The following is a 21999-nucleotide window of genomic DNA, read 5'->3' on the forward strand; positions in this document are numbered from 1 at the left end:
ACCTCCACGGCCGCGAAGCCGTCGAGCCTCCAGACGCGGACCTGGAGGTCCGCGCTCCATCGAGGAGAGGTTCTCACTCCCCCTTGTGCTCCACCACACCCAGGGCATCGGCCAGCCGCACCGTGGCGGATCCGCGCGACAGCGGCCTCTGCTGGCCTTCATGCGGGGCCCAGCCCGACAGGGTGACGATCTCGAATGTGGCCGTCAGCTTGCCGTCGGCGTCGGCGAAGCGTTCGGCGTAAATCTGCGCCGCCCGCAGCAGCACATCCCGGCGCAGCGGGCGGACGGGCCCGGTCGGCACTGCCGTCTCTCCCATAGCGCGCAAATCCTTCATCAGGGCGATCGGATCGCCGTAGCGCACAGTGACGCGATCGACGTCGCAGACCGGCAGGGCCAGACCGGCGCGTTGCAGCAGCGCCGCCCCGTCGAAGCCGTCGGCGAACGGCGACACCCGCGTCGCCGCGCCGTCGGTGATCTCCAGCTCCGCCGCCGTCAGCGCCTGACGCAGCTCCGTCAGGGTCGACCCTCCGAGCAGGGCCGCCAGGAACAGGCCGTCCGGCTTCAGCGCGCGTCGGGCCCGCACCATCAGGCCGGGCAGATCCTCGACCCACTGCAGGCCCAGCACCGAGACGATCAGGTCGACCGACGCCGGCTCGAGCTCCAGGTCTTCAGGCCCCATCGGCGCGGCGACCGTGCGCGGCGACCCCACCCGGCCCGCAGCGTCCGACGCGGCGAGGGCCTCGGCGAACGCCCGCGGATGGGGCGACAGGTCGACGACGGCGGGAAAGTCGCGCAGGATCGCCTCCAGGCTTTCGACCAGCCCCAGAGCGGCACGGCGGTGCAGGAAGTCGGCCCCGGCGAACAGGGGCCGGCTCCGCTCCAGTCGGGCGGCGCGGCGGGCGGGGTCGAACAGGCGGGCCTGAATCGGGCGGGGAGGGGTCATTGCAGGGACAGGATGGGGTCTGGACCCGCGCCTGGGAAGCCGCCCGGCCCCGACTGGCGCATTTGGGCCGGGGCCTGACCCACTTGATCCTGCCGCCGTTGGCCCACGACGCGCCGGAAGCCATGGGCGCCGCCGGGCTGTCCGCCGGGGCTTTCAGCCGCGTGACCTTTCTGGAAGACCCGGTCTGCGACGGTTGCGGCGCGGCGTTCGCGCACGACGGCGGCGTGTTCGCCGAAACCCGCTGCGCCGCCTGCACGGCCCATCCCTACGCCTTCGCCCGAACCCGAGCGGCCTGCGTCTACGACGACGCCTCGCGCCAGGTGATCCTGCGGCTCAAGCACGGCGACCAGCAGCAGTTCGCGCCCCTGTTCGCCCGCTGGCTGGAGCGGGCGGCCGCGCCCCTGCTGGCCGACTGCGACGCGATCGTGCCCGTGCCGCTGCACCGGCTGAGGCTGCTGTCGCGCCGCTTCAACCAGGCGGCGGAGATCGCCCGGCCGCTGGCCAAGGCGGCGAACCGTCAGTTCCTGCCCGACGCCCTGATCCGAACCGTCCGCACCGACAGCCAGGGCGGCAAGTCGGCGCGTGGACGGCGGTTGAACGTGAAGTCCGCCTTCGCCGTGACGCCCGCGGGGGCCCGCGCCGTGCAGGGTCGGCGCATCTTGCTGGTCGACGACGTCCTGACGACCGGCGCCACGGCCGAGGCCTGCGCCAAGGCCCTGCTGGCCGCCGGCGCCCGCGCCGTGGACCTGGCGGTCGTCGCGAGGGTGCGAACGGCGCGAACCCTGCCTACATGAGGTCGGCCCTATCGCTCGCGACGCGGTCGCTCGCTGCTTGAGGGCTGTTTGAGTTGGAGAAAAACGTGCCCGACGTCGTCATCTACACCAAGCCCGGCTGCCCTTACTGCGCCATGGCCGAGGCTCTGCTGGAGCGCAAGGGCGTCGCCTTCACCGAGATCGTCGCGTCCAACGATCCGAAGAAGAAGCAGGAGATGATCCAGCGTTCGAACGGGCGGATGACCTTCCCCCAGATATTCATCGGCGACAGGCACGTCGGCGGCTCCGACGACCTGCACGCGCTGGACCGCAAAGGCGAGCTGGACGCGCTTCTGGCCGCATGAGCGAAACCCTGCGCGTCGCCCTGGTCCAGACCACGACCCCGGCCGATCCGGCCGAGGGTCTGGCCCACGTCGCGCCGCTGATCCGGCGGGCGGCGGAGGGCGGGGCGCGGCTGATCCTGACGCCGGAGGGGACCAACCTGCTGGTTCAGGACCGCGCCCGGCGCGAGGCCCTGCTGGCCGACGAGGGCGAGGACGTGGCGGTGGCGGGGCTCAAGGCGCTGGCGACCGAACTCGGCGTCCAGCTGCTGATCGGCTCGGCCATCGTGAAGTCCGGCCATGCGGACGACGCGCGCGCCGCCAACCGGTCCCTGCTGATCGACGACCGAGGGGAGACCGTCGCCCGCTACGACAAGCTGCACGTCTACGACGTCGATCTGCCGACCGGCGAGCGCTGGCGCGAAAGCGCGGCCGTGCGGCCGGGCGAGCGGGCGGTGGTGGCCCGGACGCCCTGGGGCGGGCTCGGCCTGACCGTCTGTTACGACGTGCGTTTCCCGCACCTGTTCCGGGCCCTGGCTCGGGCGGGGGCCGACCTGATCGCCGTGCCCGCCGCCTTCACCGTGCCGACCGGCGAGGCGCACTGGGAGACGCTGCTGCGCGCCCGGGCCATCGAAACGGGCTGCTTCGTGCTGGCCCCGGCCCAGGGCGGCGCCCACGCCGACGGACGCCGGACCTGGGGCCGCTCCACCGTCGTCGGGCCGTGGGGCGAGGTGATCGGAAGGCTGGACCACGACCGGCCCGACGTGCTTTTCGCCGATCTGGACCTGTCGGCCGTCGCCCGCGCCCGTCAGGCCGTGCCCCAGCTGACCCACGACCGCGATTTCGCCGCCCCTGACCCGATCGCCTGACATGATCCGCTACGCCCTCCACTGCGACGCCGGCCACGCGTTCGAGGCCTGGTTCGGCTCCTCGGACGACTGGGACGACCAGTCTGCGCGGGGTCTGGTCGAATGCCCGTTCTGCGCGTCCACTCAGGTGTCGAAGCAGATCATGGCCCCGGCCGTGGCCGGAACGAAACGATCCGCCACGCCCGACCCCGGCGCCCTGCGCACCATGATGATGCAGGCCGCGCACGAGGTCCGCAGCCACGTCGAGACCACCTTCGACTACGTCGGCGACGCCTTCGCCAGCGAGGCCCGCGACATCCACGAGGGTCGGTCCGAAAAGCGCGAAATCTACGGCGAGGCCACCCCCGCCGAGGTCAAGAAGCTGAAGGACGACGGCGTCCCCGTCGCCCCCCTGCCGCCCGATCCGTCGAAACTGGTCTGACCTTGGGACCGGGGGAGCGGTATCAGGAGGTCGACCCGCCCGAGGCCCTGCGGCCCTGGGTTCGGACCATTTGGACCTATGCCGCCCCCGAGCCCAGTCCGACCGTCCAGCGCATCGCGCCCGACGGCTGTCCAGAACTGATCCTGCACCTCGGCGTCCCCTACGAGGAACAGAGCGACGACGGGATGTTCCATCCGCAACCGTCGGCCGTCTTCGCCGGCCAGATGACGCGTCCCCTGGCGCTGCGCCCGGCCGGGCCGGTCGAACTGTGCGCCGTCCGCTTCCACCCCGACGGCGCACGCGACTGGCTCGCCGCCCCTCTTGCTTCGGCGACCGACCGACGGCTGGACATGACGGCGCGGCTGGCCAGCTTGCGCCTGCCGCGCGGCGACCCGGATGAGCAGGCGCGGCGACTTGGCGACTGGCTGGAAGAAGAGCGGCAGGGCCGTTCCGGCTGGACCGTCGACCCTCGCGTTCGGGCCGAGGTCCGCGCTCTGGAAGAAGGGCTGGAGACCGCCGCGCGAGATCCCGCCGGCCACCGGGCCTTGCAGCGGGCCTTTCTCGACCGGGTCGGCGTGTCGCCGCGGCTATTGCGCTCGATCTTCCGTTTTCGTCGCGTGTTCGATCACGCCCACGATCCGGACGCGGCCATCGGCTGGCTGGAGGCCGGATTGGCGGCCGGCTATTTCGACCAGCCCCAGCTGGCCCGGGACTTCCGCCGGTTCCTCGGCTGCACCGCAACCGCCTGGGCACGCGAGCAGGTCGAACTGGCCCGGTCTCTGGCGTCGCAATCCTACAAGACCGTCGTGGGCGAGGCGCCCTAGACCGCTTTCCGCCGTCATCGCACGAGGGACTCCCCATGCTCGCCGCCGCCGTCGCCGCCCTCCTCGCTCCTTCCGCCGATCCGGACCTGTCCTGGATCGCCGGCTATTGGCTGGACTGCTCCGACGGGCGCGAGGTCTCGGAGACCTGGAGCGATCCGCGCGGCGGCCTGATGGTCGGTCATGCCCTGACCCTGTCACCGACCGGCCGCGTCTCCTTCGAGATGGCGCGGATCGGGCCGACGCCGCAGGGGCTCGCCTACGTTGCCCAGCCGGACGGCGGCACGCCGACCGTCTTCGTCCTCGCCGAAAGCGGGCCGGGCCGCGCGGTTTTCGCCAATGAGACCAACGATTTTCCCACCCGCATCATCTACGCCCGCGACGGCGACGTGCTCACCGCCCGGATAGAAGGCACGATCGACGGTCAGGCCCGCGCCATGGGCTGGTCCTTCCGCTCGGCTCCGCTCAACGCCCGCTGTTCGGCCTGAAAGTCAGATCCGCTTCAGCCGCTTCGCATGGCCGCCGACCATGTTCAGCGCCACGCGGTCGGGCAGGTGCTTGGCCAGCCCCGCCAGCAGATTGTTCATGACGCCCGGCGTCACCTGCGGCCGGTTCGCCTCGCAGGCGTCGTGGCCGACGCGCGCCACGTGTTCGGCCGTCTGCCACATCCAGGCCGGATAGGCGCTCGACACCTCCTGCCGCGTGCCGTTGACGTCGTGGAACTCCGTCAGGGTGTAGCCGGGGCACAGGGCGGTGACGTGCACGCCGGTCCCGCGCAGCTCCAGATGCAGGCCCTGCGAGGCCTTGATCAGAAAGCTCTTGATCGGGCCGTACAGGGTGTCGCCCCCGGTCGCGGGCATCCGTCCGGCCAGGCTGGCGACGTTCAGGATGCGGCCGAAGCCGCGCTCGACCATGCCGGGGGCCAGCCGCCGCGCCAGCTCGACCGGCGCGCCCAGCATGACCTGCACCATGGCGCGGTGGTCGGCCGGGTCGGTGTTCAGGAAGCCTGAGGTGCGGCTGAAGCCGGCGTTGTTGACCAGGCCGTCGACGTGCAGGCCGCGCTGGTCGATCTCCGCGACCAGTCGGGTCGGCGCGTCCGGGTCGGCCAGATCGTCGGTCAAGACGGTGACGGCTGAGCCGGAGAGCGTCAGCTCCTTGGCCAGCGCCGTCAGCGGCCCCTCGCGCCGCGCCGTCAGGACCAGATCCCAATCATTTCGCGCATACTCCCGCGCCAGCGCCGCGCCGATCCCGGCCGAGGCGCCGGTGACCAGCATCGTGGGGCGGACCTTGGAAGGCAGGCTCACCCTAGGCCGCGACCGGGCACGAGGCGTGCGGCGCGAACGGCCTCAGCGCGTCGGCGTCCTCGGCCAGAAGGTCGGCGATGGTGATCTTCGACAGGGCCTCCGCCGCCGCCTGGTCCGCCGCGGTCAGGGCCTTGGCCACCTGGCGCGGGATGTGTTGGCCGACCGGGCAACCCTTGGCCCCCGCGGGCGGAGAGCCGAGGTGGGCGCAGCCGTTCACCGCCTTCAGCACCTGGTCCAGGCGAATGTTTTCCGGCCGGTGCAGCAGCCAGGCCCCGCCCGAAGCGCCGGGCCGCGTGGCGATCAGGCCCGCTTTGGCCAGCAACGCGGTCACGCGCCGCACCACGACCGGATTGGTCGGCACGGAGGCGGCGAGCACGGCGCTGGGCGCGGCGGCCTCGGGCCCATAGGCGCCCTTGTGGGCCAGATAGGCCAGGGCATGGGCGGCGACGGGAAAGCGTTGGCTGTCGGACATGGCGTTTCGACCCCAATTTAGGCGTGCGGCGCCGGATTCACAAACGCGTCGCAACTGGGCGTCCCCCACGACCGTTTCGGCCGCGATTGATGCGCCGTTCGAAAGGGTCTAAAGCCCCGCGGCTTTCGAGAAAGGGTCGCCTCTCCGCGGACCCCGGAGATCGTGAATGGCCGGGGCCGACCCCCGCGGCGAGACTGACGCTTCCGCCGCCCAACCCTCTTCCACGCCCGCCCTGCCCGACGCCCCCCACGGCGACGGTCATGCGCGCCAGGGCAAGGCCGCCCTGATCGTGGGCGCCATCGGCGTGGTGTTCGGCGACATCGGCACCAGCCCCTTCTACGCCATGCGCGAGGCCCTGGCGCACAGTCGCTCGGGCGGCCAGGCCGAACTCGCCGTGCTGGGCGTCGTCTCGCTGGTGTTCTGGGCCCTGATCCTGGTCGTGACTCTGAAGTACGTCGTCTTCCTGATGAAGGCCGACAACAAGGGCGAGGGCGGCACCCTGTCGCTGATGGCCCTGGCCCAGCACGCCATCGGCCGGCGCAGCGCCCTGATCTTCCTGCTGGGCGTCTGCGGCGCGGCCCTGTTCTACGGCGACGGCATCATCACCCCGGCGGTGTCGGTTCTGGGCGCGGTCGAGGGGCTGAAGGACGCGCCGGGTCTGGCCGGGCGGGTCGACGGCTTCATCCTGCCCATCGCGGCGGGCATCCTGATCGGCCTGTTCCTGATCCAGTCGCGCGGCACCGCCAGCATGGCGCGGTGGTTCGGCCCCTTGACGACGGTCTGGTTCCTGATCCTGGGCGGATTGGGAATCTACCACATCTTCGACGACGTCTCGATCCTGCGGGCCCTGTCGCCGCACTACGGCGTGCTGTTCCTGATCGACAACGGCTTCCTGGGCTTCGTCATCCTGGGCAGCGTCTTCCTGGCCGTCACCGGGGCCGAGGCGCTGTACGCCGACATGGGCCATTTCGGAAAGGCCCCGATCCGTCAGGGCTGGCTGTTCTTCGTCCTGCCCTGTCTGACGCTGAACTATCTGGGTCAGGGCGGTCTGGTCCTGTCCGACCGCGCGGCGGCCGAGAACCCCTTCTGGATGATGGTGCCGGAGTTCGCCTACTGGCCAGTCTTCGTCGTCGCCACGATCGCGGCCATCATCGCCAGTCAGGCGGTCATCACCGGCGCCTTCTCGGTGACCCAGCAGGCGGTCCAGCTGGGTCTGCTGCCGCGCATCAGCATCCTGAACACGTCGGAAAGTCAGTCCGGCCAGATCTTCGTCCCGGCGGTCAACATGATGCTGATGGTCGGCGTCCTGTTCCTGCTGGCCATGTTCCAGACCTCGTCCAACCTGGCCGCGGCCTACGGCATCGCGGTGACCGGGGCGATGTTCGTCGACAGCCTGTTGGCTTGGTTCGTGGTCCGGCGGCTGTGGAAGTGGTCGCTGCCCCTGTCGCTGGCGGTGCTGACGCCCTTCCTCGCGCTGGATCTGGTCTTCCTGACCTCGAACCTGCTGAAGATCCCGCAGGGGGCGTGGTTCCCGCTGGTCATGGGCGCGGGTCTTCTGATCGTCATGTGGACCTGGGTGCGCGGCACCCAGATCCTGACGGCCAAGACGCGCAAGGATTCGCTGCCGCTGACCGACCTGATCGAGATGCTGCGCGCCCGGCCGCCGCACCGCGCGCCCGGCACGGCCATCTTCCTGACCAGCGACCCCGACGTCGCCCCGGTCGCCCTGATGCACAACCTCAAGCACAACAAGGTGCTGCACGAGAAGAACGTGATCCTGACGGTGCGCACCACCGATCGCCCGCGCGTGCCCGAGGACAAGCGCATCCAGATCGACCCCATCTCCGACGACTTCAAGAAGCTGACGATCTACTACGGCTTCATGGAGCAGCCGAACGTGCCCAAGGCGCTGGGCGTGTGCCGCCGCCAGGGGCTGAAGTTCGACATCATGTCGACCAGCTTCTTCCTCGGCCGTCGCTCGGTGGTGCCGTCGGCGCAGCAGGGCATGCCCCTGTGGCAGGACCGGCTGTACATCTTCCTGATGCGCAACGCCGCCAATCCGACCGACTTCTTCCACATCCCGCCCGGCCGCGTGGTCGAGCTGGGCGCGCAGGTCTCGGTTTGAGCGAGGTCGAGCCCGGCGCCGGCATCGAGGCGCGCCGCCTCGCCGGCGCTCTTCTGGAAGGCGCCCTGTCCGGCCGAGACGGTCTGGCGGCCGTGCAGGCGGGCAAGCCGTTCAACGCCCTGTCGCCCCAGGACCGCGCCTTCGCCCGCGCCGTCGCCATGGGCGCCCTGCGTCGGCTGGGCGAGATCGACCGCGCGCTGGACGCGCGTCTGAAGACCGCGCCGCCGCAGCAGGTCCGCACCCTGCTGCGCGTGGCGCTGGCCCAGCGGCTGGCGCTGGACGTGCCGGCCTTCGCCACCGTCTCCACCGCCGTCAAGCTGGCCGAGCGCGAGGCCAAGACCCGGCCCTACAAGGCGCTGGTCAACGCCGTCCTGCGCGGGTTGGAGCGCGACGGCCTGCCCGACGCCGACCCCGTCGCCAATCTGCCCGGCTGGCTGGTGGCCCGCTGGACCCAGGCCTGGGGCGCCGACGCCGTCGCCGCCATCGCCCGCGCCGCCCGCGAGGAGCCGGCCACGGACCTGAGCCTGAAGCCGGATCAGGACGCCGCCGCCCTGGCCGCCGCGCTGGAGGGCGAGGTCCTGCCCTGCGGCTCCGTCCGCACGCGTCGGCGCGGCGATCTGTCGGCGTGGCCCGGCTACGCCCAAGGCGGCTGGTGGGTGCAGGACGCGGCGGCCGCCGTGCCCGTGCGGGCGCTGGCCCCGCTAGCTGGCGAGACCATGCTCGATCTCTGCGCCGCGCCCGGCGGCAAGACGCTGCAGCTGGCGGCGTCGGGGGCCTCGGTCGTGGCTCTCGACCGCAACGCCTCGCGCCTGAAGCGCGTGCACGAGAACCTCGCCCGCACCGGCCTGACCGCCGAGGTCGTCGCGGCCGACGCGGTCGGCTGGGACGACCCGCGCACCTTCGACGCCGTGCTGCTGGACGCGCCCTGCACCGCCACCGGCACCCTGCGCCGCCATCCGGAGGCCCTGCACGCCGTGCGCCCCGCCGACGTCGCCAACCTGGCCGACGTCCAGCATCGCCTGCTGGACGCCGCCGCCGACCGCGTGAAGCGCGGCGGACGGCTGGTCTACTGCGTCTGCTCGCTGGAGCGAGAAGAGGGCGAGGGCCAGGTCCCGGCCTTCCTGCGCCGCCGCCCGGACTTCCGCCTGACCCCCATCGACCCCGCCGCCGTCGGCGCGCCGCCCGAGACCGCGTCGGAATACGGCTTGCGCCTGCACCCCGGGCATTGGCCCGAACGCGGCGGTCTGGACGGCTTCTTCGTCGCTCGGTTTGAGCGGACAGGCTGACGCCCTAAACTCCAGGCCTTGGCGCGGTCATCGGCTCTATGCGCTTTTGACAGCGTATTTTTGTCTCCATTCAGCGCAGCTTTCGATTTCCACTGCACCTCGAAATATTTGAGCGTCTTGGGTTGTCCCGACTATGGCAACGTCAAAGTAACACTCGACAAATGTACATTCCGAGATTATAACAGCACCAGTTATGTTCGAACCCATAGGAACCACCACAATATTTCTTTCAATTGTAGAGCAAAATAGAACTGTAGTTTTGCTATGTAATTTTATCTGACCGTTTCCATGTATCACGCATCTTATGAATTCCCGGCCGTGGACTATGGGATTTGGGCCGACAAGGTCTGCGATTGATACACGCTCATCCACAAAGGTGCGGCGATCGCGCGTCGCAACTTTACGAGGACTTAAGTGGCTGAGCCCGACTAAAAGCCAAGTAAGAATCACCCCAACCAAAAGTACGAAGACCAGCCCAAGTATTAGGGCATCAAGCCAGCTAGCCGAATTTAGCCACGGTCTCGATTTCGCGAAGACGGTGGCCAACCCTGTGCCAGCCGCGAGCAAAATAGGCCACCATCGTTGCGCCAACTCCAAGGCTCTATCGACGGCTCTGAAACTGTCCCGGAGCACGGGCGCACCTCGACTTGAGTTAAATTGAATGACTATCGAACAGTGATTCGCCAGCTTTAGCGGATGCGTTGCCGTTAAGCAGCGATCGTTGTGGGCCCGCTTGCTCCGGTCCCCGGCCCGGCTTAAGCCCGGACCATGGCCGCGCCCCTGATCTGTCCGTCCATCCTGTCCGCCGATTTCGCCAAGCTGGGCGAGGAGGTCGCCGCCATCGACGCGGCGGGGGCCGACTGGATCCACGTCGACGTCATGGACGGGCATTTCGTGCCCAATCTGACGATCGGTCCGGCGGTGGTGAAGGCCCTGCGGCCGCATTCGAAGAAGCCGTTCGACGTGCATCTGATGGTCGCGCCGGTCGATCCCTGGCTGGAGGCCTATCGCGAGGCGGGCGCCGACGTGCTGTCGATCCACCCCGAAAGCGGTCCGCACGTCCACCGGACCCTGGGCCAGATCCGCAAGCTGGGGGCGAAGGCCGGTCTGGTGCTGAACCCGGCCACACCGGTCGAGGTGGTGGCCGAGACGGTCGAGCTGCTGGACCTGGTGCTGATCATGTCGGTCAATCCTGGCTTCGGCGGGCAATCGTTCATCGACTCGTCGCTGCGCAAGATCGAGCGCGTGCGCGCCGTCCTGGACGCGGCGGGGTCGAAGGCGGTGCTGCAGGTCGACGGCGGCGTGACGGCGGCCAACGCCGGCGCCTGCGTCGCCGCCGGGGCCGACGCCCTGGTGGCGGGCACGGCGGCGTTCCGGGGCGGGCCGTCCGCCTATGCCGCCAACATCTCGGCGCTCAAAGCCGCGGCGTGAGCGGCGGACCCGACATTCCCGGGCTGCGCGGCGCGCCCATGCGCACGCCGGTCAAGCCGACCGGCGCCGCCTCCGGTCCCGAGTTGTGGCCCGCGCTGGCCGGGCGCATGCTGACCCGCCAGCTGTGGGTCGAGCTGTATGGCCTGCCCGGCTATGGCGCGACGCTGGGCGGGACCAAGGTCGCCGCCTTCGCCTGCGCGCCGAAGGATCCGCGCCCCGTCGACGCGACCCTGGGCCGTTCGGTGCTGGACGGCCGCTTCGTGCTGGCGGGCACGGCGATGGACGCCCCGGCGCCCGACGATCCGTGGAACCGGCCCAGCCCGTCCATGCCCTTCGCGGCCCAGCTGCACGCCTTCGCCTGGCTGCCGCACCTGATGGCCGAGGGCGAGCGCGGCGTGCGCGAGGCGCTGCGGCTGGTGCGGGGATGGGAGGGGACCTTCCGCCGCTGGTCGCCCTTCGTCTGGGATCCCGACCGCCTGTCGCGCCGGGTCTTCAACCTGTCCTGCGCCGCGCGCCGCCTGGGCTCCGTCGCCGACGAGGCGGACCGGCTGGCGCTGGCCGTGTCGCTGTCGCGGCAGGCGCGGCAGCTGCTGCGCGCGCCCGACCCCACCGCGCGGCGGGCCGAACGCCTGACGGCGGCGGCGCTGGCCGGATGCGTCCTGACCGGCCCCATCGGCGCCGCGCTGCGTCGCCGCGCGCTGGCCCGCCTGCCCGGCGCCCTGGCCCAGGGCGTGGGCGAGGACGGCGGTCACGCCGGCCGCAGTCCGGAGGCGGGGCTGGAGCTGCTGCTCGACCTCATGACCCTGTCGGACGCGCTGAACCAGCTGGGCGAGCCGGTCCCCGAAGCCGTGACCCGGGCCATGGGCCGCCTGGGCAAGGGCGTGCGCACCCTGGCCTTGCCGGACGGGCGTCTGGGAAGTTTCCACGGCGGGGGGCCCTCGTCGGCCGCCTCGGTCGCGGCCGCTCTGGAGCCCGCGGGCGCGGGCGAGCCGGGCGTGGCCTGCGCCGGCTTCGCCCGGCTGGCCAGCCCGCTGCTGACGGTTCTGGCCGACGTCGCCGCCCCGCCGCGGGGCGCCTGGGGCGCCGACGCCTGCGCCCAGCCGATGGCGCTGGAGATCGTCTGCGGCAAGGACCGGCTGATCACCGGCTGCGGCTGGACCCCGCTGGCGTCCGACCGTCAGGGCCTGCGCCTGACCCCCGGTCATTCGACCCTGACGCTGGGCGAAAGCTCGCTCGGCGAGCCCCTCTCTGGCTGGAAGGCCAACGTGCTGGGCGCACGGCTGGCCGGGCGCGCCTATCCGGTGCGCACCGAGCGCCGCGACGGCGACGGGGCCGTCTGGCTGGAGATCGAGCACGACGGCTGGACCGGCCATGGCCTGACGCACCAGCGCCGCCTGTATCTGGACCAGCGCATGGACGAGCTGCGCGCCGAAGAGCGGCTGTTCCCCACCGCCGGCCGACCCGACGCCACCCGCCAGATCGCGGCGCCCTACGCCATCCGCTTCCATCTGGAGCCGGGGGCCCAAGCCTCGCTGGCGCGCGACCGGCGGTCGATCCTGCTTCGCGGCCATTCCAGCCGCGGCTGGTGGTTCCGCACCGACGGTCCCGACGTCGCCATCGAGCCCTCGGTCCACGTCGACGGCGGCCTGACGCGGCGCTCGCTCCAGATCGTGGTGCGCGGCTCGGCGCGCACGGACAACGAGACCAAGATCCGCTGGAAGCTGAGCCCGGCGGGCGGGGTGGGGGATCCGGTTTAGCCCTCACGTCTCCTCCCCGCGAGCGGAGCGAAGTGGGGAGGGGGACCGCGAAGCGGTGGAGGGGCTCTTTGCCCGTGCCCGGACGGCCAGCAGGATCGCCTTAAGCACGCCGTCGGGATTCACCCGCACCTCTTCCGCAGCGAAACGAATGACGTCGACGCCCTGCGCCGCCAGCCAAGCCGACCGTCGCCGGTCGTGGGCGATCGCGTCCTCCTGATCATGACCCTGCCCGTCGATCTCCACCGCGAGCTTCGCCTCCGCGCAGTAGAAATCGAGAACGAAGGCCCCGATCGGGTGCTGACGGCGAAACTTGAACCCGCCGAGCGCGCGTCCCTTCAGCGCCGTCCATACCCGCGCCTCAGGCGGCGTGAGGGTGCGCCGCTGGATGCGGGCCCGCGAGACGGCGCCTGTCGTGTCCAAAGAGCCCCTCCACCGCTTCGCGGTCCCCCTCCCCATTCCTCCGGAACGGGGAGGAGACGTCAATCACGAGCTCTGCTAAGGCCCCACGCGTCTCCCCGACTCCAGACTACGGACGCCGCCCCATGCCCGCCGCTCCCGACTTTCCGCCCGCGCCCGACCGGGTAGCGCCCGCGCGCGCCCTGATCTCGCTGTCCGACAAGACCGGGCTGGAAGAGGTCGCCCGCACCCTGCACGGCCTCGGAGTCGAGCTGGTGTCCACCGGCGGCACGCGTGGGGCGATCGCGGCGCTGGACTTGCCGGTCAAGGACGTGGCCGACCTGACCGGTTTCCCGGAGATGATGGACGGGCGGGTGAAGACCCTTCATCCCGTCGTCCACGGCGGCCTGCTGGGCGTGCGCAATGCCCCGTCGCACGCGGCGGCGATGCAGGAGCATGGCATCGCCCCGATCGATCTGGTCTGGATCGACCTCTATCCGTTCGAGGCCACCGTCGCGTCCGGCGGCGGGTTCGAGGCGGCGATCGAGAACGTCGACATCGGCGGCCCGGCCATGATCCGGTCGGCGTCCAAGAACCACGGCCACGTCGCGGTGGCGGTGGACGCAGAATCGATCGGCTGGATCGTCGAGGCGTTGAAGGCCGACGGCGCGACGTCGCTGGACCTGCGCAAGCGGCTGGCGGCCCGCGCCTTCGCCCGCACCGCCGCTTATGACGCGGCCGTCTCGGGCTGGTTCGCCGGCCAGATCGGCGACGCCGCCCCCGCCCGGAAGTCCATCTCGGGCACGCTGGCCCAGACACTCCGCTATGGCGAGAACCCGCATCAGTCCGGCGCCTTCTACCGCACTTCGGAGACCCGCCCCGGCGTCGCCAACGCGCGCCAGCTGCAGGGCAAGGAACTGGGCTACAACAACATCGCCGACGCCGACGCCGCCTATGAGCTGGTCGCCGAGTTCGACGCCCCCGCCTGCGTCATCGTCAAGCACGCCAACCCTTGCGGGGTGGCGACGGGCGGCGACCTGTCCGAGGCCTACGTCCGCGCATTGGAGTGCGACCCCGTCTCGGCCTTCGGCGGCGTGATCGCCGTCAACCGACCGCTGACCGCCGCCGACGCGGAGAAGATCGTTGAGATCTTCACCGAGGTGGTCATCGCGCCCGGCGCCGACGACGCGGCGCGCACCGTGTTCGCGGCGAAGAAGAACCTGCGCCTGCTGCTGACCGACGGCCTGCCCGATCCGCTTGCGGCGGGTGAGGTCTTCCGCAGCGTGGCCGGCGGCTTCCTGGTCCAGTCGCGCGACGTGGCCCGCGTCACGGCCGCCGACCTGAAGATCGTCACGAAGCGCCGGCCGGCGCCGCAGGAGATCGAGGACATGCTGTTCGCCTTCACGGTGGCCAAGCACGTGAAGTCCAACGCCATCGTCTATGCCAGGGACGGCCGCACCGCCGGCATCGGCGCGGGCCAGATGAACCGCCGCGACTCGGCCCGGATCGCCTCGCTGCGCGCCGCCGAGGCGGGTCAGGCGCTGGGGTTGCCCGCCTCGCTGGCGCAAGGGTCCGCCTGCGCGTCGGAGGCCTTCTTCCCCTTCGCCGACGGCCTGCTGGAAGCGGTCGCGGCCGGGGCGACGGCGGTGATCCAGCCCGGCGGCTCGATCCGCGACGACGAGGTGATCGCCGCCGCCGACGAAAAGGGCGTCGCCATGGCCTTCACGGGGACGCGGGTGTTCCGGCACTGACGCGTGCCCTATGGTTCGCGATGCGGTCGCTCCTGGCTCGAGGGCATGATGGACACTCTCTCCGAACGCTGGGCCCGGCTGGAACCCCATGTCGTCTGGCATGGGCCGAACGACGACCGGGCGCGGCCCATCGCCCTGCTGTTTCACGGTTGCGGCGGTGTTCGGGCCCATCTGCCGCGCTATGCCGAGGCCGCCGTCTCGGCCGGTTGGCGCGCGGCGATCGTGGACTCGTATGCTCCGCGCGGCTGGTCCCGGGAGTTCGCCATGGCGACGGTGTGCACGGGCCTGATGTTCCGGGGCTGGGAGCGGGGCGGCGACGTGCTGGCGACCGTTCGGGGCGTGTCGCAAAGGCCCGACGTCGACGCCTCCGCGGTCTGTCTCGCCGGCTGGAGCCACGGCGGCTGGGGCATCATGGAGGCCATGAGCGTCGATCCCGCCCGTCCGGGCGCTCTGGGCGTTCGGGATGCCGACAGTGCGGACTTGTCGGGCGTGCGGGCGACCTTCCTGGCCTATCCCTACGTCGGCGTCGCCGCGCTGAACCGAATGCGGCCGTGGCGGCATTGCCCGCGCACCCTGGCCGTCGTGGCGCGGCGGGATCATCTCACGACGGTGCGCAACGCGGAACGCGTGCACGACATGGTCCGCGACTGCGGCGCGGACGTCGAGGTCTGGATCGCCGAGGGCACGCACAGCTTCGACGAGCCGATGAACGCCCCGCCCATGCGTTATGACGAGGCGCTGGCGGCGCAGTCTCTGGACCGTTTCCGCCGGCTTCTGGAAGACGTCGCCGTCGCGCCCTGACCGGCCTCAGGCCGCGAGGCCGGTCCTTCCGCCCTCAAGCGGCGAGCGACCGCGTCGCGAGCGTTGAGGCCACTCAGAAAGGCAGCAGGTTCCGCTGGCGGCTGTAGGCCATGGTGCCGACGTTCGCGCCCAGGCGCAGCCCCACGCCGGTGCGGATCGGCGCCAGGATGATGCCGTCCGCCTGCTGGTAGTTCACGCCCAGGCCGCCGACCAGATAGGCCGAACCCTCCACCCCGGGATAACGGCGGTAGATCATGTCCGGATAATACAGGCCGTAGACCAGGGTGAAGACGCGGCTGGCGTTGCCGCCCACGTCCCAGCCGATCGAGATGCCTTGCCAGAACACCTCCTGGCTGGCGGTGAGATCCTTCATGTGCAGGGCGCCGCGGCCATAGCGGACGCCCACGCCGACCGCGCCGGACCCCTCTTCGCCCGCGATGTATGCCGTGGGGCTGTCGCCCTGGTCGGCGAAGATGCGCTCGATGGCGCCGCCGATGGCCTCCGCCGCGATGCCCAGCTCCCGAGAGCCGGCGGCCACCAGCTCCTCGGCGGTGTAGGCCGGGGCCGTGCGGTCGCGGTCTGTGGGGAAGGCGGGGTCGCTCGGCGCCGCGTTCGGCGTGGCGCAGGCGGCCAGCGTCGAGGTGGCCCCGAGCGCGAGACCGGACTGGATAAGATGGCGGCGATGCATGGCGAGACGGCCCCGTTCGACGAGAGGTGCGACGAAGCGTCAGCCTCGCCGCCCATTGAGTCAGCCTTGCGGCGACGAGGTTAACGGGACCTTGCTGTCAGCCGGTGCATGCGGAGTCCACGTTCGACGGCCGGATGGACGGCGACATGTAGACGAACTGGCTGGTTTCGCCGGGCGACAGGTAGAAGGGGCTTTCGAACCCCGTGTTCCACGTCACGGTCGCCTCGAGCGCGCGCGAGCCGGTGTTTCTGACGCGCAGATAGGTCTGGTTGTTCACGATCCCGAACTCGGCCAGGCCGGTGCAGTCGCCCTCTCCGAAGTACTGGCTCTCGTGGGCGTCTTCGTAGAAGTAGCCCTGCTCATAGGCCATCTGGTCCGAGACCATCATCATGGTCGTGGCCAGCTCCGCGCATCCCATCAGGCCCAGACACGCGCCCGCCACGGCCGTTCCGGCCGCCAACTTTCTGACGTTCATAAGATTTCTCCCCAACTCCCTTGGGGAAACCAGCATTTCAGATCGCCGTTCGTCAAGCCGGAGCGGCGCGTCGTCGGAAACCGTCAGTGTTTGTCGGTCTTGGCGGTCAGCCAGTCCATCAAGGCCAGCAGCACGCCTGAGGCGACGAAGGTCAGGTGGATGATGACGCCCCACATGGCCTCGGCCTGATCGAATTCGTACCCGGGCTTGCCGATGTTCATGAAGGTCTTGAGCAGCTGGATGCCCGAGATGGCCACGATCGAAGCGATCAGCTTCATCTTCAGGCCCGAGAAATCGACCGTGCCCATCCACGGCGGCCGGTCCGTCTCTCCGTCCAGATCCAGCTTGGAGACGAAGTTCTCATAGCCGGAAAACAGGACGATCAGCAGAAGATTGCCGGTCAGCGACAGGTCGATCAGCGTCAGCAGGGCCAGGATGGCGTCGTTGTCGCTCATCCCGGCGGCGCCGAAGACGACGGGAACATAGCCGACCAGCTGCCGCGTGAAGACGACCAGCAGCATGAACAACGCCAGCACCAGGCCGAGGTAGAAGGGCGCCATCAGCCAGCGCGACATGAACAGGCCGCGCTCGAAAATCGTCTCGATCCGGGGCTTGATGCCCATGGCTCAGCTCCTCAGCGTCGCACCCAGCTTGCCGGCCGCCGCCGTGACCTTGGCCCTCAGGGCTTCGATGTCGGCGTCCGACAGGGTCGCCTCGCGCGGCTGGAGGACGATCTCCAGCGCGATCGAGGCCTTGCCCTCCGGCACGCCCGGCCCGCGATAGACGTCGAACACCCGCACCTCGGCGATCAGGGCCTTGTCGGCGCCGGCGACGGCGCGGACCAGATCCCCGGCCGCCGTTCCGTCGTTCACCACGAAGGCGAAGTCGCGGCTCAGCGGCATCAGGACGGGCAGGTCGGCGGTGCCGCGCGACCTGGACTTCGCCCCCCGCGGTTCCGGCAGGGCGTCCAGAATGACTTCGAATCCGTACAGCGGGCCGTCGGCGTCCAACGCCTTCAACACGCGCGGGTGCAGCTGACCGAACTCGGCGACCACCGTCCTGGGCCCCAGCTGCAGGCGGGCCGAGCGGCCGGGGTGCCACCAGTCGTGGTTCTGGCCCTGCGTCAGTTGCAGTGATCCGACGGGCGCCCCCATGCGGTCCAGAGCGGCCATCAGGTCGCCCTTGACCGCGAACAGGGCGTCTTCGCCCTTGCCCGACCAGTGCCGCACGGCGCGGTCGGACGTGACGCCGGCCAGGACCGTCCGCTGATCGTCGGGGCCGTCGCCCGGATAGATCGGCCCGATCTCGAACAGGGCGACGTCGGCGTGGCCGCGCGCGGCGTTGCGCGCCGCCGCCTGGATCAGGTTGGGCAGGGCCGAGGGCCGCATGCAGTCCAGATCGGCCGCGATGGGGTTTTCGACGACCAGCCGCTCCGATCCGCCCCCGAAGAGCTCGGCCGTGGACCGCTTGAGGAAGGACCAGGTGACCGCCTCTGACCAGCCCAGGGCGGCCATAGCCCGTCGCGCGGTCCGCACCCGCGCCTGCCGCGGGTTCAGCACGCCGCGCGGCGGGGCGCCCAGGTCGGGCAGGGGGGTGGACGGCAGGGCGTCGTAGCCGACGATGCGGGCGACTTCCTCGACCAGATCGGCGGGGCCTTCGACGTCGCGCCGCCAGCTGGGTGGCGTGACGCGCCAGGGCGTTCTCCGGCTCACGGTGAAGCCGAGCGCGGTGAGGATTTCGGTTATCCGGTCCTCGCCGACCGACAGCCCCGTCAGGGCCGCCACGCGGCCCGGATCGAACTCGAACGCAGAGGGCGCGGCCGGGGCCTGGCCAACGACGGAGACCTCCGAGGCCTCGCCCCCACACAAATCCAGGATCAGCCGCGTGGCTAACTCGATGCCCGGCACGACCGATTGCGGATCGACCCCTCGCGCGAAGCGGTACTGGGCGTCCGAGGTGATCCCAAGGTCGCGGCCGGTCTGGGCAGTGACCAGCGGGTCGAACCAGGCGCTTTCCAGAAAGACGTCGGTGGTGCCGTCGTCGCAGCCGGTGGATTCGCCTCCCATGACGCCGCCGATCCCAATCGGACGCACGCCATCTGCGTCCGAGATCACGCAAACGCCGGGCTTAAGGGTGTAGGGTCGGCCGTCCAGCCCGATCAGCGCTTCCCAGACGTGATGCTCAGGTTCCGCAGGTGCGTTAGGGTTCTCTTCGTGAGGCCTGCCGTCTCGGACGACGATGGTATCGCCCTTGAGCTTGGCCATATCGTACACGTGCAGCGGCCGCGCGCGGTCGTAGGAGATCAGGTTGGTGACGTCGACCAGCCGGTTGATTGAGCGCAGGCCGATCGCCGTCAGACGCCGTTTCAGCCATTCGGGCGACGGCCCGTTGGTCACGCCGCGGATCACTCGACCGGCGAAGACAGGGCAAAGCTCCGGCGCTTCCAGCCGCACCGTCACGGGATTGGCGAAGGTTCCCGGAACCGATGAGATTTCCGGCGTCTTGAGCGTGCCAACGCCGGCGGCCGCCAGATCGCGGGCGATGCCGGCGACACCCAGCCAGTCGGGCCGGTTCGGCGTCACCTCGAAGTCGATCACCGGCTCGGCGCCGAAGACGCCGGCGGCCGGGGTCCCCACCGGCGTGGCCGGATCCAGCTCGACGATGCCGTCGCTCTCGTCCGCCAGTTCCAGCTCGGACGCCGAGCACAGCATGCCGTTGGACACCACGCCCCGCACCGGCTTCTCGACCAGCGTCCCGCCCAGTCCGGGCACGTAGGCGCCGATCGGCGCATAGATGGTGACGAGGCCCGCGCGCGCGTTCGGAGCGCCGCAGACGATCTCCTTAAGCCCGTCCACGGTTTCGACCTGGCAGACCTGCAGCCGGTCGGCCTGGGGGTGGCTTTCGGCGGAGACGACCCGTGCGGCGGTGAACGGCGTCAGGGCGGCGATCGGGTCATGAACCTCTTCGACTTCCAGCCCCGCGCGGGTCATGGCGTCGGCCACGGTCGCGGCGTCGGCATCCGTGTCCAGATGGTCCTTCAGCCAGGACAGAGTGAATTTCACTTGGCCGCGCCTTCACCTTCGGCGGTTGCCTGTTTCACGCGGGCCTGAAGCTCTTCGAGCAAGGCCTCTGAGCCCGTGAACCCGACCTGAACGAAGCGGCAGCGCACGAATTTGCAGTCCTCGATGCCGACCACGCCAGCCAGCTTGTCGCCCAGAGGACGGTAGAGCAGGGTCCTGGTGTCGGTGGCGGCGCCCATGGCGCAGTCCTCGAACTGCGTCGTGCCCATCACGGCGATCACCGCCGGGCCCTCGATCAGACAGTCGGTGAAGGTCTTGCCCTTCACCGACATCTGGCCTGCGTTCCAGTGATGCACGGTCAGCAGCGGCAGCCACACCGCCTCCTTTTCGAAGGCGGTGCGCTCGACCAGCGCGCGCCCAAAGGCCTCGTCGGACGCAAATGTCGCCTTGGGGGTCTCGGTCATGGTCAGGTCTCGATCAGCTGAGGCCGGCCGCCGACGACGGCGCGGCGAAGGGGGAGAAACCGTAGTGCGCCAGCCAGCGCACGTCGGCGTCGAACATGGGGCGCAGGTCGGGGATGCCGTACTTCAACATGGCCAGGCGATCCACGCCCATGCCGAAGGCGAAGCCCTGCCACTCGTCCGGGTCCAGGCCGCAGGCGCGCAGGACGTTGGGATGCACCATCCCGCAGCCCAGAATCTCCATCCAGTCGTCGCCCTCGTTCAGCTTCAGCGTCCCGCCCGAGCGGTCGCAGCGGATGTCCATCTCTGCCGACGGTTCGGTGAAGGGGAAGTGATGGGGACGGAAGCGGGCCTCGATGCCGTCCAGTTCGAAGAAGCGGGCGACGAAGGTCTCCAGCGTCCACTTCAGGTGGCCCATGTGGATCCCCTTATCGATCACCAGGCCCTCGACCTGGTGGAACATCGGCGTGTGGGTGGCGTCCGAATCCTTCCGGAAGGTGCGGCCCGGCGCGACGATGCGGATCGGCGGCGTCTGGCCCATCATCGTGCGCACCTGCACCGGGCTGGTGTGGGTCCGCAGCACCTTGCGCTCGCCCGTCTCCGGGTCCGGCTTCAGGAAGAAGGTGTCGTGCATCTCCCGCGCCGGGTGCTTGGGCGGGAAGTTCAGGGCCGTGAAGTTGTGGAAGTCGTCCTCGACGTCCGGCCCCTCCGCCACGGCGAAGCCCATGTCGGCGAAGATCGAGATCATCTCCTCCATCACCTGCATGGTCGGATGCACCGCGCCCTTGCGGCGCGGGCGCGCCGGAAGAGACAGGTCGACGCGCTCGGCTTGCAAGCGCGCGTCCAGCTCGGCGGCCTCCAGTTCGGCCTTTCGGGCGGCCAGCGCAGACTGCACCCGATCGCGCAGGCCGTTGATCGCCGGCCCCTTCTCGCGGCGCTCGTCGGGGCTCATCGCGCCCATGCTCTTCAGCAGGCCGGAGATCGTGCCCGACTTGCCCAGGGCGGCGACGCGCAGGTCTTCCACGGCCGCGGCGGTTTCCGCGCCGCCGATGGCGGTCATCAGATCGAATTCGAGCTGGTTCAGGTCGGTCATGTCGCGGACGATCTAGCGGCTGCGGTCAAAAGCAAAAAGCCCCCCGGCGCGGACCGGGGGGCTTTTGCGGCGTCCGTGTCCGGAAAGCCTTAGGCCTTGGCCTTCTTGTCCAGGGCTTCGCGGACCTTGCCGGCGATGGCGGCGAAGCCGGCGTCGTCGGCGGCGATCGCGGCCATGACCTTGCGGTCCATCTCGATGCCGGCCAGCGACAGGCCGTGCATGAACTGGGAATAGGTCATGTCGTGCAGGCGGGCGGCAGCGTTGATGCGCTGGATCCACAGGGCGCGGAAGCTGCGCTTCTTGTTGCGGCGGTCGCGATAGGCGTACTGCCCGGCGCGGTCCACGGCGGCCTTGGCCGTGCGGATGGTGTTCTTGCGGCGGCCGTAGAAGCCTTTCGCCTGCTTCAGGACCTTCTTGTGCTTGGCGTGGGACGTGACGCCCCGGGTGACGCGAGCCATGTCTTTATTTCCTTCGGAGACCCCTAACGCTCGCGCCGCGGGCGCTCGCTGCTTGAGGGGATCAATTCAAATTCATTGCTGGGAGATCAGGATGCGCGCGCCGATCAGGCGTACGGCATGTAGGTCTTGATCTTCTTGGCGTCGGCATCCGACATCAGCTGCGTGCCGCGGTTCTGACGGATGTACTTCGAGTTGTGGCTGATCAGACGGTGGCGCTTGCCGGCCACCCCTGCCTTCACCTTGCCCGACGCGGTGAATTTGAAGCGCTTCTTGGCGCCCGACTTCGTCTTCAGTTTCGGCATTTTCACTCTCTCATTTTGAGCGGACCCTCGCC

The 21999-nt window shown here is 70.2% G+C and carries 24 protein-coding genes; 12 read left to right on the plus strand and 12 right to left on the minus strand.

What is annotated here, in order from left to right:
* Positions 1 to 73 precede the first annotated feature (73 nt).
* Positions 74 to 943, minus strand: coding sequence for a methyltransferase domain-containing protein (locus tag VGN45_RS04410; protein WP_327459753.1), 870 nt, complete (start codon positions 941 to 943; stop codon positions 74 to 76).
* Here VGN45_RS04410 and VGN45_RS04415 point away from each other — a divergent pair.
* From VGN45_RS04415 to VGN45_RS04440, 6 genes are all read left to right on the plus strand, one after another.
* Complete coding sequence (locus tag VGN45_RS04415; protein ID WP_327459755.1) at positions 943 to 1737, plus strand: ComF family protein; 795 nt, start codon at positions 943 to 945, stop codon at positions 1735 to 1737. The two genes, VGN45_RS04410 and VGN45_RS04415, sit on opposite strands and share 1 nt — an antisense overlap.
* Positions 1738 to 1802: 65 nt before the next feature.
* A complete protein-coding gene (gene grxC / locus VGN45_RS04420) occupies positions 1803 to 2060 on the plus strand; it encodes a glutaredoxin 3 (protein WP_327459757.1) in 258 nt (85 codons plus the stop codon).
* A complete protein-coding gene (locus VGN45_RS04425; RefSeq protein ID WP_327459759.1) occupies positions 2057 to 2905 on the plus strand; it encodes a carbon-nitrogen hydrolase family protein in 849 nt (282 codons plus the stop codon). Before grxC ends, VGN45_RS04425 begins: the two co-directional genes overlap by 4 nt.
* Position 2906: 1 nt before the next feature.
* A complete protein-coding gene (locus VGN45_RS04430) occupies positions 2907 to 3326 on the plus strand; it encodes a DUF1178 family protein (protein WP_327459762.1) in 420 nt (139 codons plus the stop codon).
* 2 nt (positions 3327 to 3328) lie between these two features.
* Positions 3329 to 4150, plus strand: a complete 822-nt coding sequence (locus VGN45_RS04435; RefSeq protein WP_327459764.1) for a helix-turn-helix domain-containing protein — start codon at positions 3329 to 3331, stop codon at positions 4148 to 4150.
* A gap of 35 nt (positions 4151 to 4185) precedes the next feature.
* Complete coding sequence (locus VGN45_RS04440) at positions 4186 to 4635, plus strand: DUF6265 family protein (RefSeq protein ID WP_327459766.1); 450 nt, start codon at positions 4186 to 4188, stop codon at positions 4633 to 4635.
* A gap of 3 nt (positions 4636 to 4638) precedes the next feature.
* Here VGN45_RS04440 and VGN45_RS04445 read toward each other — a convergent pair whose 3' ends face one another.
* Positions 4639 to 5451, minus strand: a complete 813-nt coding sequence (locus tag VGN45_RS04445) for an SDR family oxidoreductase (RefSeq protein WP_327459768.1) — start codon at positions 5449 to 5451, stop codon at positions 4639 to 4641.
* Between the two features lies 1 nt (position 5452).
* Complete coding sequence (locus tag VGN45_RS04450; protein WP_327459770.1) at positions 5453 to 5923, minus strand: Rrf2 family transcriptional regulator; 471 nt, start codon at positions 5921 to 5923, stop codon at positions 5453 to 5455.
* Between the two features lie 166 nt (positions 5924 to 6089).
* Between VGN45_RS04450 and VGN45_RS04455 the strand changes: the two genes are divergently transcribed.
* The 4 genes from VGN45_RS04455 (at position 6090) to VGN45_RS04470 (ending at position 12522) form a co-directional block, all read left to right on the plus strand.
* Positions 6090 to 8048: a potassium transporter Kup gene (locus tag VGN45_RS04455; protein WP_327459774.1), complete on the plus strand. Its 1959-nt coding sequence runs from the start codon at positions 6090 to 6092 to the stop codon at positions 8046 to 8048.
* Positions 8045 to 9334: an RsmB/NOP family class I SAM-dependent RNA methyltransferase gene (locus tag VGN45_RS04460; RefSeq protein WP_327459776.1), complete on the plus strand. Its 1290-nt coding sequence runs from the start codon at positions 8045 to 8047 to the stop codon at positions 9332 to 9334. The genes VGN45_RS04455 and VGN45_RS04460 overlap by 4 nt, the downstream gene beginning before the upstream one ends.
* A 768-nt stretch (positions 9335 to 10102) precedes the next feature.
* Complete coding sequence (rpe, locus tag VGN45_RS04465; protein ID WP_327459778.1) at positions 10103 to 10765, plus strand: ribulose-phosphate 3-epimerase; 663 nt, start codon at positions 10103 to 10105, stop codon at positions 10763 to 10765.
* Positions 10762 to 12522, plus strand: a complete 1761-nt coding sequence (locus tag VGN45_RS04470; protein ID WP_327459780.1) for a heparinase II/III family protein — start codon at positions 10762 to 10764, stop codon at positions 12520 to 12522. The genes rpe and VGN45_RS04470 overlap by 4 nt, the downstream gene beginning before the upstream one ends.
* A gap of 3 nt (positions 12523 to 12525) precedes the next feature.
* Here VGN45_RS04470 and VGN45_RS04475 read toward each other — a convergent pair whose 3' ends face one another.
* Positions 12526 to 12942 (minus strand): endonuclease domain-containing protein, encoded by a 417-nt coding sequence (locus tag VGN45_RS04475; protein ID WP_327459782.1) that lies wholly within the window; start codon positions 12940 to 12942, stop codon positions 12526 to 12528.
* Positions 12943 to 13064: 122 nt separating this feature from the next.
* On the opposite strand from VGN45_RS04475, the gene purH reads away from it, so the two are divergent.
* Positions 13065 to 14669 (plus strand): bifunctional phosphoribosylaminoimidazolecarboxamide formyltransferase/IMP cyclohydrolase, encoded by a 1605-nt coding sequence (gene purH / locus VGN45_RS04480; RefSeq protein WP_327459784.1) that lies wholly within the window; start codon positions 13065 to 13067, stop codon positions 14667 to 14669.
* A 48-nt stretch (positions 14670 to 14717) separates the two neighbouring features.
* Positions 14718 to 15470 carry a dienelactone hydrolase family protein gene (locus VGN45_RS04485; protein ID WP_327459786.1) on the plus strand — a complete coding sequence of 251 codons (753 nt, stop codon included), beginning with the start codon at positions 14718 to 14720 and terminating at the stop codon, positions 15468 to 15470.
* Between the two features lie 73 nt (positions 15471 to 15543).
* On the opposite strand, the gene VGN45_RS04490 is transcribed toward VGN45_RS04485, so the two are convergent.
* The 8 genes from VGN45_RS04490 to rpmI all read right to left on the minus strand — a co-directional run bounded on the left by VGN45_RS04490 (position 15544) and on the right by rpmI (position 21967).
* On the minus strand, positions 15544 to 16158 hold the full coding sequence (locus tag VGN45_RS04490) for a DUF1134 domain-containing protein (RefSeq protein WP_327459789.1): 615 nt from the start codon (positions 16156 to 16158) through the stop codon (positions 15544 to 15546).
* A 97-nt stretch (positions 16159 to 16255) separates the two neighbouring features.
* On the minus strand, positions 16256 to 16633 hold the full coding sequence (locus tag VGN45_RS04495) for a hypothetical protein (RefSeq protein WP_327459791.1): 378 nt from the start codon (positions 16631 to 16633) through the stop codon (positions 16256 to 16258).
* A gap of 83 nt (positions 16634 to 16716) precedes the next feature.
* Entirely contained in the window at positions 16717 to 17256 is a 540-nt protein-coding gene (locus tag VGN45_RS04500; protein WP_327459793.1) for a TIGR00645 family protein, read from the minus strand.
* A 3-nt stretch (positions 17257 to 17259) separates the two neighbouring features.
* Positions 17260 to 19695 carry a phenylalanine--tRNA ligase subunit beta gene (gene pheT / locus VGN45_RS04505; protein WP_327459795.1) on the minus strand — a complete coding sequence of 812 codons (2436 nt, stop codon included), beginning with the start codon at positions 19693 to 19695 and terminating at the stop codon, positions 17260 to 17262.
* Positions 19692 to 20117 carry a hypothetical protein gene (locus tag VGN45_RS04510; protein ID WP_327459797.1) on the minus strand — a complete coding sequence of 142 codons (426 nt, stop codon included), beginning with the start codon at positions 20115 to 20117 and terminating at the stop codon, positions 19692 to 19694. Before VGN45_RS04510 ends, pheT begins: the two co-directional genes overlap by 4 nt.
* A 13-nt stretch (positions 20118 to 20130) precedes the next feature.
* A complete protein-coding gene (gene pheS / locus VGN45_RS04515) occupies positions 20131 to 21207 on the minus strand; it encodes a phenylalanine--tRNA ligase subunit alpha (RefSeq protein ID WP_327459799.1) in 1077 nt (358 codons plus the stop codon).
* An 89-nt stretch (positions 21208 to 21296) separates the two neighbouring features.
* The gene (gene rplT / locus VGN45_RS04520) at positions 21297 to 21665 is read right to left on the minus strand and encodes a 50S ribosomal protein L20 (protein ID WP_327459801.1); all 369 of its coding nucleotides are present in this window, start codon (positions 21663 to 21665) and stop codon (positions 21297 to 21299) included.
* 104 nt (positions 21666 to 21769) lie between these two features.
* Positions 21770 to 21967, minus strand: a complete 198-nt coding sequence (gene rpmI / locus VGN45_RS04525; protein ID WP_327459803.1) for a 50S ribosomal protein L35 — start codon at positions 21965 to 21967, stop codon at positions 21770 to 21772.
* Positions 21968 to 21999 lie beyond the last annotated feature (32 nt).

The organism is Brevundimonas sp., from assembly GCF_035999125.1.
GTDB lineage: Bacteria > Pseudomonadota > Alphaproteobacteria > Caulobacterales > Caulobacteraceae > Brevundimonas.